7 protein-coding genes and 1 pseudogene are annotated in these 14,658 nt (G+C 57.4%); 2 read left to right on the top strand and 6 right to left on the bottom strand.

Annotated features, from left to right (window positions below; all coding sequences use genetic code 11):
• Nucleotides 1-90 precede the first annotated feature (90 nt).
• The 3 genes from OZX74_RS03885 to OZX74_RS03875 all read right to left on the bottom strand — a co-directional run bounded on the left by OZX74_RS03885 (nt 91) and on the right by OZX74_RS03875 (nt 6,749).
• Nucleotides 91-3,621 carry a BspA family leucine-rich repeat surface protein gene (locus tag OZX74_RS03885; RefSeq protein WP_277157218.1) on the bottom strand — a complete coding sequence of 1,177 codons (3,531 nt, stop codon included), beginning with the start codon at nt 3,619-3,621 and terminating at the stop codon, nt 91-93.
• A gap of 29 nt (nt 3,622-3,650) precedes the next feature.
• A complete protein-coding gene (locus OZX74_RS03880; protein WP_277157217.1) occupies nt 3,651-4,508 on the bottom strand; it encodes a class C sortase in 858 nt (285 codons plus the stop codon).
• A 432-nt stretch (nt 4,509-4,940) separates the two neighbouring features.
• A complete protein-coding gene (locus OZX74_RS03875) occupies nt 4,941-6,749 on the bottom strand; it encodes an isopeptide-forming domain-containing fimbrial protein (protein WP_277157216.1) in 1,809 nt (602 codons plus the stop codon).
• An 876-nt stretch (nt 6,750-7,625) separates the two neighbouring features.
• Here OZX74_RS03875 and OZX74_RS03870 point away from each other — a divergent pair.
• Entirely contained in the window at nt 7,626-8,855 is a 1,230-nt protein-coding gene (locus OZX74_RS03870; protein WP_277157215.1) for an acetate kinase, read from the top strand.
• Between the two features lie 120 nt (nt 8,856-8,975).
• On the opposite strand, the pseudogene OZX74_RS03865 reads toward OZX74_RS03870, so the two are convergent.
• The 3 genes and pseudogenes from OZX74_RS03865 to OZX74_RS03855 form a co-directional block, all read right to left on the bottom strand.
• Nucleotides 8,976-10,456: pseudogene (locus tag OZX74_RS03865) on the bottom strand (3-phosphoshikimate 1-carboxyvinyltransferase).
• Nucleotides 10,457-10,579: 123 nt separating this feature from the next.
• Complete coding sequence (locus OZX74_RS03860) at nt 10,580-11,002, bottom strand: cytidine deaminase (protein ID WP_277157214.1); 423 nt, start codon at nt 11,000-11,002, stop codon at nt 10,580-10,582.
• A 312-nt stretch (nt 11,003-11,314) separates the two neighbouring features.
• Nucleotides 11,315-12,652, bottom strand: a complete 1,338-nt coding sequence (locus OZX74_RS03855; RefSeq protein WP_277157213.1) for a hypothetical protein — start codon at nt 12,650-12,652, stop codon at nt 11,315-11,317.
• A gap of 387 nt (nt 12,653-13,039) precedes the next feature.
• Between OZX74_RS03855 and OZX74_RS03850 the strand changes: the two genes are divergently transcribed.
• Nucleotides 13,040-14,494, top strand: a complete 1,455-nt coding sequence (locus OZX74_RS03850; protein WP_277157212.1) for a catalase — start codon at nt 13,040-13,042, stop codon at nt 14,492-14,494.
• The last annotated feature ends 164 nt before the right edge of the window (nt 14,495-14,658 follow it).

Raw genomic sequence — 14,658 nt, 5'->3', positions numbered from 1 at the left:
CCTGCTAAACGAGCTCACAAAGGAGGGGCTGCAAGAAATCAATATCTGGTTTCTTGCAGCCCCTCCTTCATACCATCAAGCGGCAATCAATCAGCTGGCATCGGTGTGGGAATCAAAGCGCTTGAGCTTGCGCGAGAACGCCATCACTGCCAGCACACAGCAGAAGAATATCCCTGCAAGGATGAAGACACCGCCACCGGTCAGCGGCAGCGAGGAAGCGGATCCGTCATCAAGCTGCGCCCTGTCCGCAGGTCTTACGGTATGCTCAGCCTCCTGCGAACGAGAGGCGGAAACGCCCATGGTACCTGAGCCGTGATGCGACGACATCATTCCGCCTTCGCCGTCAGCGTCGAAACTCCACGTGGCGGTGCCGTCGGCGCCTATCTCAATATCGTCTTCTTCGTTGAACCCGCCGTCAGGCCAGTCCATGTAAATATCGACGTAGTCGCCGGGATCGAGCCCCTTGATGGTGCCGGTGATTGCCTGGCCCGCCGTGTAATGGGAATGGTCGAATTTCACGATGACGCCGCTGAAGGATTTCTCCGCCCATGAAGCCGCCAGCTGCATCGGCTTGGTCGGGCTGATCAGCTCGCCAAATGCGTACGAGCCCTTCGTCCCGTTCTTCTGGGGCAGCCACTTTGCCAGATAATGCCCCGGCTTCGTGCGTAAGCCAGTGAAGTCCGTGGCTTTCAGCACATGATAGGGGTCACCATAATCGGTGGTTTCCGTCTTCAACACCGGGTTGTCGATAAGGGAATAATTGCCGTAGTAGGTGATGGAAAGCCTTCTGATGTATGTGCCGATCACCTGCTCGTCCGTCTCGGAGCCTGTGCGCTGGGTCCTGCTTATCAGAGCGGCGTCATCGCCGATGGGCAACCTGGGTGTAATCGCCGCACCGGCCGAGTCCTTCGCCTTCAGCCATGAGCTGCCCTCGGCGATGGTGTCGCCAATGAAAGCCGTGTCACCGAGCTTTTGGGTTGTACCTACTTTCAATAAGTCCAGATTCGGCGGCAGCATGGAGGTCGTTCCATTGATCGGCGTGAGTTTCCCGACGGTTCGACAAGGCCCGGTGCCGGCCCCGCAGGCGAACGCGGCGCTGTTATTCCATCCGCTGATATCGAGTTCGATCAGTTTGTCGGCACTGGAGAACATCTGCCCCATGGCCGTGACCGCATCGACGTCCATGGTCGACAGGCCTGGGATCTTGGACGCCTCGGTGCCTGAGAACATATTGCTCATATCGAGGACCCCGGCGGTGTCCAAACCGGAGATGTCAATCGAATCGACGTGGGTGTAGGCGAACATGGAGTTCATGGTCTGCACACTGTGGGTGCCCCTGGCTTTCCAGTTCGGCATGGTGTAGGAGGCAGGGAAGGTCGCGGCGTCGAACATGGCCGTCATATACACCACATGGTCCGTTTTGGGGAACAGGGTGATGGCCGACATGCTCGCACATTCATCGAACATCGCGTCCATGTTGATGACGCTTTCGGTGTTCCATAGGGTCATATCGAGCGCGGTCGACGGTTTCAGCACCACCGATTCGAACATCTCCCGCATGGTGGTGACATTACCGGTATTCCAATGACTCAACGACGACAGGTCGATGGGAGCTTGGGGAGCATGGAACATGGCCGTCATATCGGTGACGCTGCCCGTGTCCCATTGGGAGAAATCAAGATTCGAATCTCCCAAGGCGTTATTTTCGAACATGTTCGCCATGGTGGTGACGCTGCCGGTGCCCCAGTGTGATATGCCGCCTTTTAGGGTGGTGAGCACTTCGCAGTTTGCGAACATCTCCCCCATATCCTTGACATTGCTGGTGTCCCATCCGGACAGCCCGTCGATCTCGGGGAGCGCATTGTCGCCCACGAACATGCCGTGCATGCCGAATTTGCAATCGGATTCGCTCATGGAGTTCCCGTCGGGGTCGACGGTGCAGGGACTGTTGGGGTCACCGGCACCGGTCACCTCTCCCGTCTCCCAATTGGACAGGCCCGACAACGATGTGAGACTGTCGCATGCGGCGAATAGCCGGCTCATATTCGTCACCTTTGCAGTGTTCCATGTCTCCAAGCCTGTTATTTTGACAAGGCCTTGATCCTCGGAAAACACACCGCGCATATTCGTGACATTGCTGGTGTCCCATACGCCCACGCCACCGACGCTGAAGTCGAGTTCCGTTATGTGATGCGATTCGGCGAGCATATATTCGATATTGGTCGCGTAACTGGTCACCAACCCATTGATGTTGATATGCTCGAGGCCCCAATCGTCATAGATCATATGGCTGAGATTCGTGGCATGGTTGCCCGCCCACGACGACAGGTCAAGCGAGGTGAGCCCCTGCGTATAGGCGAACATGTAGCTGAAATTCCTCACGTTCGGCCCGATGCTCCAACCCGTGAAATCAATGCTGGTGAAGCTGGAGTGCTCGAACATGGCGGTCATGTCGACGATGCTGTCAAGATGCCAGCCATGCAGGTCAAGCGGCTTGGGCTCGGCCGAAAACCTGAACATGCCTCTCATGGTGGTGACCGTGCTGACGTCGATGTCGTAAAGATCGTTGAAGTTCCCGGAGGTGAAACCCGTGGCGTAGGCGAACATGTAGTCGAGGTCCTTCAGCTGGCCCATGTTCAAAGCTCGCCACGGGATATTAAGATGAGACAAATCAGCATGGTAGAACATGTAGCTCATGTCCTCGATACCGCTTTTACCTCCTAAACCACCCAGTGCAAGCTCATGCAGGGTTGTGTACTCAAACAGGCCCTGCACGCTCTTGACCGTTCTGAGGTCAAGATTTGACAGATCGATTGAGGGAAGGCTCTGGTCCTGTGCAAAACCGTAATCGATACTCAACGACGGAACCTGATAAGTGGTTTGGAACACGATATGCGAGGTGTCGATGCTGGTCACCAAAGGGTCGTTGTAAAAGATGAGATCAGCCGCATACCCCTGCAAGGTAAGCGAGCAATACTGATTCGACAGTCTGAAGGTGCGCAGATTGGGAAGATTCGCAAACAGACCGCCAGCGTTTTCGGGTACATCGCCTTTATCCACATTCACCTTGGCCGATGCGTTGACAGTCACGGCACCATCAAGCTCGATTTTCGTGATTTGATCACTCTGAGTTGACCACGGAATATTCGTGATTCCCGGCGCAGGACGGAGGTCAGGTTCAGTACCGCCATATATATGAAGGACGCAATCACCGCCATCTTGTTGGATCTGCCAAGCCGGACCGGAACCAGAAGGATTATTGGCGGCATTTACATTAGACCATGATAACAGGGACGTAGGGGTACATGCGGTTCGAATCGCACCGGGAATGGTCTTTGCGGATATACCACTCCGAACCGAAGACGGTCGACTCGGTTGAGCCACGCTCTTGGGCGTTGTCTGCGTCGAAGTAGAGGACGTACCCGGTTGATCACCATGCTGCGCGGCAGCGGAAGAGAACGTGCTGGCTTTACCTGCCGTGCTCATGCCGGGCACCTGCGTAGACGTATTCGACGGCGTGGACGGCTTGTCGGAAGTGGCCGCCGAAGATATGGAAACAACGCCTGCCACCAGCGCAGTCGAAAGCACGACCGCAAGCACTGAAGCGAGCTTGCGCCACAAAGTCTTTCTCTTTTTTGTATCTTTCAATCTTACCGATCCACTTTCAAAACGTTCGATTTTTTGGTTTTATGCCGCTTCCTGGCATGCAATGGTTCCAAACCGATGGGAGGCAGGCCGCGGGCGTCCGTCCTGCGCGGGAACATGCTCCACCAGGCCACCGGCGAGCCGTCATAATGCCACGGCGGCGGTACGAGCAGCCGGTAATTGCGGTGCATCGCCCAGACCAGCCCCAAAAGCAGGACGATCGCCCCAACGATTTCAGCCATGAGCACGGCGTCCTTGTCGCCGTCGTAGCGAGGGATGTCCTTGGGAATGTTGCCTCGCCTGGCGGTGACGACCAGCCGCTGCGTGTTGACCCCATAAGGCGTGCAGGTCATCAACGTCACCAGATCCTGGCCCGGAACCACCTTGTAAAGATGGACATCATCGGGATTGACGACATGGATGCCGATGACCCGATAGCCCATGGTACGGTTGAGTGTCTGGATGTAGATGATGTCGCCCTTTTTGAGCTCGTCGAGCCTGGTGAACAGTTCTGCGCCCACGAGGCCTCGGTGGCCGGTGAGCACGCTGTTCGTCGACTTGCCGCCCACCGGAAGGCTGGTTCCGTAGAGATGGCCGACGCCGACCTGCAGGATGGCCTTCGAAGTGCCGTGGTAGATAGGCAGTTTCACGGAGATCTTAGGAATCCGGATGGTGCCCATCACACCGTTCGTCGTTTTCAGCATCAACTGATAATTCTTGTCACGCTCAGATATGGTGTCTTCGTCGGGATCGTCAACAAACGGATCGATGGCCTCGCCCAGCTTGTGCTGGCCGGAATCCGCGATGCCCCTGTTGTAGGCAAGAGCGTCGTGATATTCCTTTTGACATGGCCGCGCGGCCATTTGGCCATTTCCTGAGCGGCCTGAAACGAAGCGATGCTCTCGTTCCTGGCGCTGATGGTCCTGGAGACGGGTGCCCACAGCAATACGATCACCGTGAGCAGGACGCACAGATCACGCAACGCCTCGATGACCGCACGATAAATGACCACCGAACGATTCCGGGGATAACGCACGACGGCTTCGAACGACAGAAAGCCAAGCGGCGGCCTGGACGCACCAGCCTGCTTCGCCTTTTCCGCTTTCCTCTCGTTCATTCTCGTCTCACCCCGGATTGCATGAATTTCATTACCCATTCCGGTCCGCCTCCGCAGCCTTGCCGCGTTGAGACGAACCGAAAATCAGACCCTGTTACTGATACCGTGCGGTTGATTGCTTGCCGTTGTCCAAACGGCGTTGGCAACAGCGACTATCAATCGCACAGTCTCGGTATCGTTACTTCTTGCTGTTGAGCAGGCTGTGACGGCGCAGCATCGTCAAGGCGATGGCGCCGCTGCCGAACACAACGGCCAACACAGCGATAAGGATGAGGCCCATGCCACCGGTCAACGGCAGGTTCGTAAGCGCATCGACGTAGTCGATCCTCACGTTGAAGTTGGTCGACTCGACCTGGGTGCCGTCAGCCACGCTGTGGGGCTCACTGCCCACGACGTTTTGGGTATCGACACTGGCGAGACCCCAGATATCCGCATGGAACACGAACTTGGTGTCCTTCGGGTGGTCGGCCACGTTGGCGTCGATGATCTCAACCTTGAAGCTCGGCTTGACGCTTTGCAACACATTGGTCGGGCCGGACTGCTCGACGAACGAATACGTGTCGGTCTTGAGACCATCGATCTTCAACGTGTCGTAAGCTGCAACACCCACGGTATTCGTGCTGCCGGCGCTGGTGTCATAGGTGTATTCGCCTTCGGTGCCGGAGATCGGGGTGTCGGCCTTGAACGTCAGCGCAGTGGTGTGGTTGGGATCGGTCGTATCATCATAGACCTTGAATATCGCGCCTTTGATCGCTGTCTTGGTTCCACCGTCATTGAAGAAGTCACGGATGGTGACCGAGTAGCTGACGGCTTCGCTGGAGCTGTTGTCGGTCGGCGGCGTTTCCGTCGTGCAGCCGCTGGCCGTGGGGTCCGTGGTGCAGTCGCTGCCGTTGTCCTTGCCGGAATGCACGATCTTGGCCTGGTTGACCAACGACTTGCTGGCATCCTTGACCGTCATCTTGTAGGTGACCACGATATCCAAATCAGGCGTATAGTCTTCGATGCTGTTGTTGGTGAAGACGATATGGAAGTCTTTGCCGCCATTGGTCCCGGCGGTTTCGTCCTTGGTCACGGTATATTTGTCCGTGCCGACATTGTGACCGCCAATCGTGATTGCAACGCTGCTTGCATCCAGGTCGAGGCCTGCACCAGGCATATCGACGATCTCGAAGTAATACTTGGCGTATCCGGTCCAAAGCGGCACTTTGCTCGTGATCTTATAGCTCAGCTGGGAGCCGTTGACGGCGGTGCCGCCGGTCAGGCTCTTATTGACCGTGACGGTATCGGTCTTGTCGTTGACCTCACCGATCTTGGTCCCGTTGAGGGTGGCATTGGTCCCGATCGTGGTGCCGACCAGCATCGGAATCGAATCCGAATGACCGGCGGTCCCGGCGCCCGGCATCGCGGTCACATCCTCGACCAAATACAAGCCGACCGACAGGTCTGAGAATGTTACCGTGGCATTGGTCGTGCCCACGGCAGCCACTGCGGAGCTGAAACTGTAATTCGCCGCAGCGAGCGCCTTGTCCAGCTGCTGGACGAAATCGCGCAGCTTGCCGGTATACGGCGACGTGCTCGAACCCGTATCCGAATTATTCGTATCTGTTGCATCGTTGAATCCCAGCCAGTGGGTACCGACCCAGCCGATGACGTTGCCGGTGCTCGGCGCAGTGCTATCAGCGGTGTGGGCTGCCGTGCCGACTGCGGTATTCACCGTCGTGACGTCGGTCGACTCAAGCGAGATGCCGGTCAGTTGCGTGCCATCCGTGGCGGCGTGGGAGTACTTTCCCACTTGTACTACGGCGTAGGAATGGCCGGGGGTGGCGTTCTTGACCACGATCGTGCCCTTTTTATTGGCGCTGGCGGTCAGATCGACATTTGTCGTTTCAGCCCCAGCCGTGCCGGCACCGGTCACGCCCAAAGCCAGCAACGTCGCTGCGGAAAGCACCACGCCGATGATGCCGTTTATCCTTTTGCTTATTTTCATTTGTCTTCCTTCTTAAACAAACCATGCCTTGTTCAAGTCAGGGTCGGACCTCACTATGCAACCGTGCATCTGGCCTTGGCAGTAAGCAGACATGCCAATTTTTACCTTTTGGTCACTGAACGAATTACGTTGACTTAGCCCCCTCTGCTCAATGATGAATAATTCAAGTGCTCATATTTGTTTGGCGCACCCTCGATGGTGGACGACGTTGAGCACAACAGGCTGTGCTGTGTTTGCGTGAATTTTGTTGAGTGCGGACCACGCATGCAAGGCATTCGGCCTTTCCGAAGGTCTAATAACCGGAAACGTGGAAAATTTTCATGCCCTCCCAAGGGCAATGAGATCAACTACATATGCAAATCCAAAAGCCTTCACCAAAGGCCGATCAATTATTACTGCTGTGAATTCTTAAGCCCTCCCCAAGAGCTTTGTAAAACCATCTGCGCAGATTCCCAAGCTTTCCCCAAAAGCCCGATATCGGAAACGCGCAATTTATTTGTCGCTTTCCAAAAGTGACATAAATCATAGTAAACGGTAATTGGACAAACGTTAAAGCGATAAACCATATATTCAACATATTTTTCCCTAAAAATACGGCATTTTGTTATTTCCTGGTCGATTATATTTCGCTATGAGCAAACAACAAGTTTTTGCAAACATGCCCCCACTGCAAATTCGTCGGATGTGAGAGACACAGTCGTTTTCCACTTCACATGTTCCGATTCGATTCGGCAGACGAACGAAAGCACTTTTCCAAACTCACGTTTCACCTGCGAATTCCCTACGGCCGCTTTGTAACAGCTCGTGAGTAAACTGGAAACTTGGCAGCCGCGGTACAATCCACGGGTCAATTTATCTATATGGAGGATGCAAACAATGGCGAAAACCGTCCTTGTCATCAATTCCGGTTCCAGCTCGATCAAGTATCAGCTGGTGGATCTCGAAACTGGAGGAGCTCTTGCCAGCGGCCTCGTGGAGAAGATCGGTGAACCCATCGATGGCCATTACAAGCATGAATACCAGGGTGAGAAGCACGAGCTCGAGGAGCCGATCAAGACCCACGCCGACGGTCTGAAGCGCGTCCTCGGCTTCTTCGACGAGTACGGCCCGAACCTCAAGGAATCCGGCATCGTCGCCGTCGGTCATCGTGTGGTGCAAGGTGGAGCGGTCTTCCCGAAGCCAGCTCTGGTCACCAAAGAGACCATCCAGCAGGTTAAGGACCTCGCCGTACTCGCCCCGTTGCACAACGGCCCGGAGGCCACCGGCGCCGAGGTCATGGAAGAGCTTCTTCCCGACGTGCCGCAGGTCTTCGTCTTCGATTCCTCCTTCTTCTTCCAACTGCCGAAGGAAGCCAGCACGTATGCGCTCAACAAGGAAGTCGCCGAGAAGTACAAGATTCGTCGTTACGGCGCGCACGGCACCAGCCACGAGTACATCGGCTCCGTCGTTCCCGGCGTGGTCGGCAAGCCTGCCGAAGGCCTGAAGCAGATCGTACTGCACATCGGCAACGGCGCTTCCGCCTCCGCACAGATCTCCGGGCATCCGATCGACACCTCCATGGGCCTTACCCCGCTGGAAGGCCTGATGATGGGCAGCCGTACCGGCGACATCGACCCGGCCGTGGTCTTCCACCTGATCCGCAACGCCCACATGGACGTTGACCAGCTCGATACCCTCTTCAACAAGCAGTCCGGCATGATGGGCATGACCGGCTACGGCGATATGCGCGAAGTCGATCGCCTCATCAAGGAAGGCAACGAGGACGCCATCACCGCGATGGGCGTCTACATCCACCGCATCGTCGGCTACATCGGCAACTACACCGCACAGATGGGCGGCGTGGATGTCATCACCTTCACCGCCGGCGTCGGCGAGAACGATGACGCGGTGCGTGCCCGCGTGTGCAAGAAGCTCGAGCCCTTCGGCGTGAAGCTCGACAAGGAGAAGAACGAGACCCGTTCCAAGGAGCCGCGCATCATCTCCACGCCCGACAGCTCGGTGATCATCTGCGTCATCCCGACCAACGAGGAGCTTGCCATCGCCCATAAGGCCGACAAGATCGCCACCGAAGGCAAGGACACCTACGGCAACGTCTTCAAGAAGTGAGCCCACCTCGTTTCGTTAGATTGTAAAATCCTGCGAAAACAAAAAAGGCCGGAACCGACGGAAATGTTCGGTTCCGGCCTTTTGTATCAGCTGATATCTTTTGTTTTTCGAGGATGCCGCTTATTCGTCGAGCATGCCAAGCATCCTGTGCCACATGCCGGGGAAGTCCGGAATGGTCTTGCGGGTGGTGGCGACGTTGCGGATGCGGGTATCGGGCACGGCCAGTCCGATCATCGCCGCGAACGTGGCCATGCGGTGATCGGCATAGGTCTCCATGGTCTCGCCGTGCAATTGGCTGTGCGGCACCGGCGTGATGACCAGTCCGTCCGGCAATTCCTCGGCCGAGGCGCCGATGCGGGTGATCTCGGTGACAAGCGCGGCGAGCCGGTTCGTCTCATGGCCGCGCAGATGGCCGATGCCGACCAGTTCGCTGAGACCGTCTGCCAAAGTTGCCAAAGCGGCGATGCTCGGGGTGATCTCCCCGGCCGCCGACATGTCGAAACCTTTGCCAAGCCCTTTGATCGGCCCGTTCATGGAAACCGTCAATGTGCCGTTTCGCGGCACTGAAGCCGATTTCTGGGAATCACGCACATCGGCCATGACCTCATCGAACGGACGCCCGCCCAAGGTCACTTCGGCGCCCAACTTATGCAGGATGTCAGGAAGCAGTCCGCCGGGCTGGGTGGTCGAAGTCGGCCAGTTCGGCACGCTCACCTTTCCCCGGCAATCATCGCGGCGCCGAGGAACGGGGCGGCGTTCGACAAATCGGGTTCCACCACCACCCCATCAGGCAACTGCAGGGGGCTTGGGGCGACGAGCCAGTGTCCGATTTCAGGCATCTGGGCATCGCCTCCGGCACCGTTGACATCAGCCATCGTCATACGAATATGCGGCAGGCTGGGGAGCTTGCTGCCGGTGTGTTTGAGGTCGAGCCCGCCTGGCAGACACGAACCGATCAGCAGCAGGCTGGAGATGAATTGCGAAGATGACGACGAATCGATCTCGACCTTCGCCAGCTGAGGCATGGCGGAGCCGGAACCGACGGAACCCTCGTCTTCGTTCGAATCCGCACCGCTCAAGGCTTTCTCAGCGGCTTCCCGCACCGGAGGTGTGATGGTAAACGGCAGAAAACCGGTCTTGCCCTCGTATTCTACCGAAGCGCCCAGCTGCTCGAGTCCGTCGAGCACCGGCTGCATCGGCCGCGCGTAGGCCTCTTTGTCACCGTCGAAACGTACCGGCCCGTCGGCAAACAGCGCCAACCCGGGCACAAAGCGCATCACCGTCCCGGCAAGACCGCAGAACACCGTGACATTGCCCTTGAACCGGCCATCGGCCGGCGGGGTCACCGTCACACCGGTCCCTTCGCCTTCGTCGAAGTCGACCTCGACGCCCAGCGTCCGCAGCGCATCTGCCATCAGTTCGGTGTCACGCGAGCGCAGTATGCCCGCGATCGTGGCAGGGCCATGCCCCAACGCAGCCAATATCAGATAGCGGTTGGACAGGGACTTGCTTCCGGGAATCACCACAGTGGCGTCCAACGGCCCCTTGGCGAGCGGCGCAGGCCATGGATCGGGCAGCCCGGAAGAGAATGAAGTCGTCATCGCTTGGGGCTCATTGCCGTGTGAGGAGGCGGTTTCGTTCAAACCGTCGTTCTTCCGCTCATCGCGACCATTGCTATAGGCTTCAGTGCTTGTCATAGTGAAAATTTTAGAGCAACTCCCCTACTACTCCAGATTGTCGCCGGTGAAAGCCAGCGGCAGGACCTCGTCCAATGTGCGTTCCAGATAGTCGTCGGTATCCTTGGCCATGATGATGGTGAAGTTCTTCAGATCGCAGAATTCCGCCATGACCTGCCGACACACGCCGCAGGGCGAGCAATAATCGCCCTCGCCCTTCTTCACCCCTTCCATGTTCCCGACGATCGCAATAGCGGTGAACTTCTTCTCCCCCTCGGAAATCGCCTTGAAAATCGCCGTTCTTTCGGCGCAGTTCGTGGCGGTCAGGCCGGCGTTCTCCACGTTGCATCCCTGATAAATCGTTCCGTCCGCGCAAAGCAGGGCGGCGCCGACCTTGAAATGCGAATAGGGGGTATAGGCACGCTGCTGAACCTCAAACGCCTTTTCGATCAATTCCTTTTTATCTACCATGATCATCCTTCGATTCCATCAATCTGTTGTAAAACCGGCCATCGCCCTTGAATGCAACCATGCAATGCGACGGCTTTCGCTTAGATTATCAGTCGGAGCGACGACATACGAGACATGCAAAACCGTCTCGAATCGGCATTCCACTGCCGTTTTCAGCGCGCCACGGCACAGCACAGCACGACACGGCCCAGCCCGGCGGCCCCACAACGTCATCGAGGCCAACGCCAGGAGCTCTGGCATTGGCCTCGACAATATGCGGCGGGAGCGGTGCCCACACCACGATTCGCAAGAATCGCTTACAGCATTACAACATTAGAGCAACGACCCCTTCTTGGCCCGCGCCCCGTTATCGACCACGATCTTGAGATTGTGGAGGCTCTTGGTCGGGTCGGTCTTGTTGACATCCTTGGTCACGGAGTCCTGAAGGGTCTTGGCGTTCTTCGACGGGGACGGAACGTCGTTGAACTTGTCGACCAACGCATTGAGCTGATCGACCTGGGCCTGCGAGGTCATCGCGTCCGGGTCGCCCATGGCTTCCATCTGCTTGAGCAGATCGTTTCTCTGGTTCAGATAGTCCTGCATGCCCTGCAGGAAATCGGCGACCGGCTTGTTGTCGAGCTTGCCGACGGACTGGATCTTGGCCGAGCATTGGGCGAAGAACGTGTCCTGCTGGTGGTAGAAATCGTTGCCGACGGTTCCGCCACCGTTCTCGTCGGTGCAGCTTTCCTTGACGGATGCCAATTTCTGCATTCCCGTGGCAAGGCCGCCCATATAGGTGTCGAACCCTCGGGCCTTCGGGATGTAGGCATCGTATGCGGCCTTGACCTTCGGATCCTTCATCACTTTGAGGTTCTTGAAATCGTCGTTGGCCTGCTCGAACTTTTTCTTGTCCGCCTTGAACTGGTCAACATCCTTGTCGGTGGTACCCTTCGTGCTGACACCCAAGGATGCGGAGACGAAATCGGTGGTCATCGAGGTCAGGGAACGGGTCATGGTGGCGATGTCTGCCTGCCCTGCCTGGTAATCCTTCTCCTTCGGCCCTCCGATGACTCCGGCGACATCGAGGCCGAGGATGAGGCCGAGGATGACGGCGACGACCACCACGATAACGACGACGGCGGTGACCACCGCGACGACGGCCTTGTTCTTCTTCTTGACAGGCACACCACCGGCTACAGCCATACCGTCATTGGCACCCATGGCAGGCGGATACTGATAGCCCTGTTGCGGATTCTGCGCCGCCTGGGGAGGATACGCGAAAGCACCGTTCGCCGGAGCCTGGCCCCCGCCCATCGGCGCGGCCGGGTTTTGCCCGGCGAACGGCTGGCCTTGCATGGGCGCGTATTGGTTATTGAAATTCTGGGGCTGGCTCGCCGGTTGTTGCTGGCCGGGATACTGCTGCACGCCGGGCTGGGCGAAATTGCCGGCCTGCGCCTGCTGAGCCGATTGACTCGGCTGAGTTGATTGAACCGATTGTTCCGGCTGAGCTGATTGAACCGACTGCTCACCAGCCGTTGACGTTGAGCCCTCCGCGGGATTTGCAGCAGATTCCGGCCGGTTGTTCTGCTCCGAACCCGTTTCGGGAGTCGGCTGAGTCGCTCCGTTCTGATCCTGCGATGCATCATCTTTCATATTGTCGCCGTCAACCATATAACTTCTCCCTTAGTAACACTGGACAACTCTCTGCCGTGCCGTGAATTACAAAAACGGCAACCAGCATATTCTAACATACTGAAAACCATCGCGATATATGCCGTCCAAACAAAGTTTTCTAGTACGCACGGACCGCAAGAATACCCCTGCCACAAATCATTAAAAGCAGAAGGCCTAAATCGAACCTCGGTCCTTCGTTCGGTGCGGGCTTGCCTTCGGACGTCGGCAATTAGAAGATGTATGCTAGGGCTAGCCAAGCCCCAAAACTGACATAATGGAGCTTTGCGTTAAGGAAAACACAACGTAAGAAACCCCACAAATCCTTGTATGGCTTGGCTCTGGTTGTTATCTTCTTCATACATCATTAAGACAGAAGGGATTTCAATGACTGTCACTCTCAATACCGCTTCCGGTCAGCCTTGGGCCGACAACAACCATTCGCAGACCGCCGGCGTTCGCGGCCCGGTGCTGCTGCAGGACTATCAGTTGGTCGAGAAGCTCGCGCACTTCAACCGCGAGCGCATCCCGGAACGCGTGGTGCACGCCAAAGGCGCCGGCGCCTACGGCACGTTCAAGCTCACCCGCGACATGAGCCAGTACACCAAGGCCGATGTCTTCAACGGCGCGGGCAAGGAGACCCCGATCTTCCTGCGCTTTTCACAGGTGGCCGGCGAGCTCGGCTACCCCGACACCCTGCGCGACGTGCGCGGCTTTGCACTGCGCTTCTACACCCAGCAGGGCAACTACGACATCGTCGGCAACAACACCCCGACCTTCTTCATCCAGGACCCGCTGAAGTTCCCCGACTTCATCCACTCGCAGAAGCGCGACCCGCGCACCCACTTGCGTAACGCGACCCGACAGTGGGACTTCTGGGCGCATTCCCCCGAGACCGTGCACCAGGTGACCTATCTGATGGGCGACCGCGGCAACCCGGCCAGCTACCGCACGATGAATGGTTACGGCAGCCACACCTTCAAGTGGGTCACCGCCGACGGCACCGCCTTCTGGGTCAAGTACCACTTCATGAGCGAGCAGGGCGTGGTCAATATGAGCGAGGAGGCCGCGGTCAAGGCCGCAAGCTCGGACACCGACTACCTGCTGCACGAGCTCTTCGATGCCATCGAGTCGAAGAACTACCCGTCCTGGAAGGTCTGCGTGCAGATTCTGCCCTATGAAGAGGGACTCAACTACAAGCACGACATCTTCGACATCACCAAGGTCGTCTCCCACAAGGACTACCCGCTGATCGAGATCGGCGAGTTCACCCTGAACCGCAACCCCGACAACTACTTTGAGGACGTCGAGGAGGCAGCGTTCGCGCCCGCCAACTTCGTGCCGGGCATCGAGCCCTCCCCCGACAAGATGCTGCAGGGCCGCATCTTCGCGTACAAGGACGCCGCGCGCTATCGCCTCGGCGCCAACTACGAGCAACTCAAGGTCAACCGCCCGGTGGTCGAGGTGCATAACTACGAGCGCGACGGATTCATGAGCGACAACGCACAGGACGGTGCCGTCGACTACGAACCGAACAGCTACGACGGCCCGGCCGAGGACACCTCCGCCCGCAATCATGGCGACCAGCTGGAAGGCAAGACCGGCAACTACGCCGCCTACGAGCCCGACAACTACTCCGCCGCCGGCGACCTTTACCGCGTGCTTAGCGAGGACGAGAAGCAGCGCCTGGTCACCACCATCGCGAGCGGTCTGAGCCAGGTCGAAGGCGAGAAGACCCATGAGATCCAGGTGCTCGAGACCCGCCAGTTCTACAAGGCCGATCCCGACTACGGCACCCGTGTGGCCGAAGCGCTCGGGCTGAATCTCGACGACATCGAGTGAACATCAACTAATCAATAGACAACGCTCTTTAAAGGGGAACCTGCCTTCTCACCTCATGCGAGATGGCAGGTTCCCTTTATACCCTTATTTCGCATCCCCGCGCTGTCCCTAATTTAATTCGCTCGACTTGGCAATCTCATAGCCAAGCCCGAATTGTGTTTTTA

Source organism: Bifidobacterium sp. ESL0798, from assembly GCF_029395415.1.
Classification (GTDB): domain Bacteria; phylum Actinomycetota; class Actinomycetes; order Actinomycetales; family Bifidobacteriaceae; genus Bifidobacterium.
The sequence above is the reverse complement of the archived record's forward strand: the minus strand, read 5'-3'. Positions and strand labels throughout refer to the sequence as shown.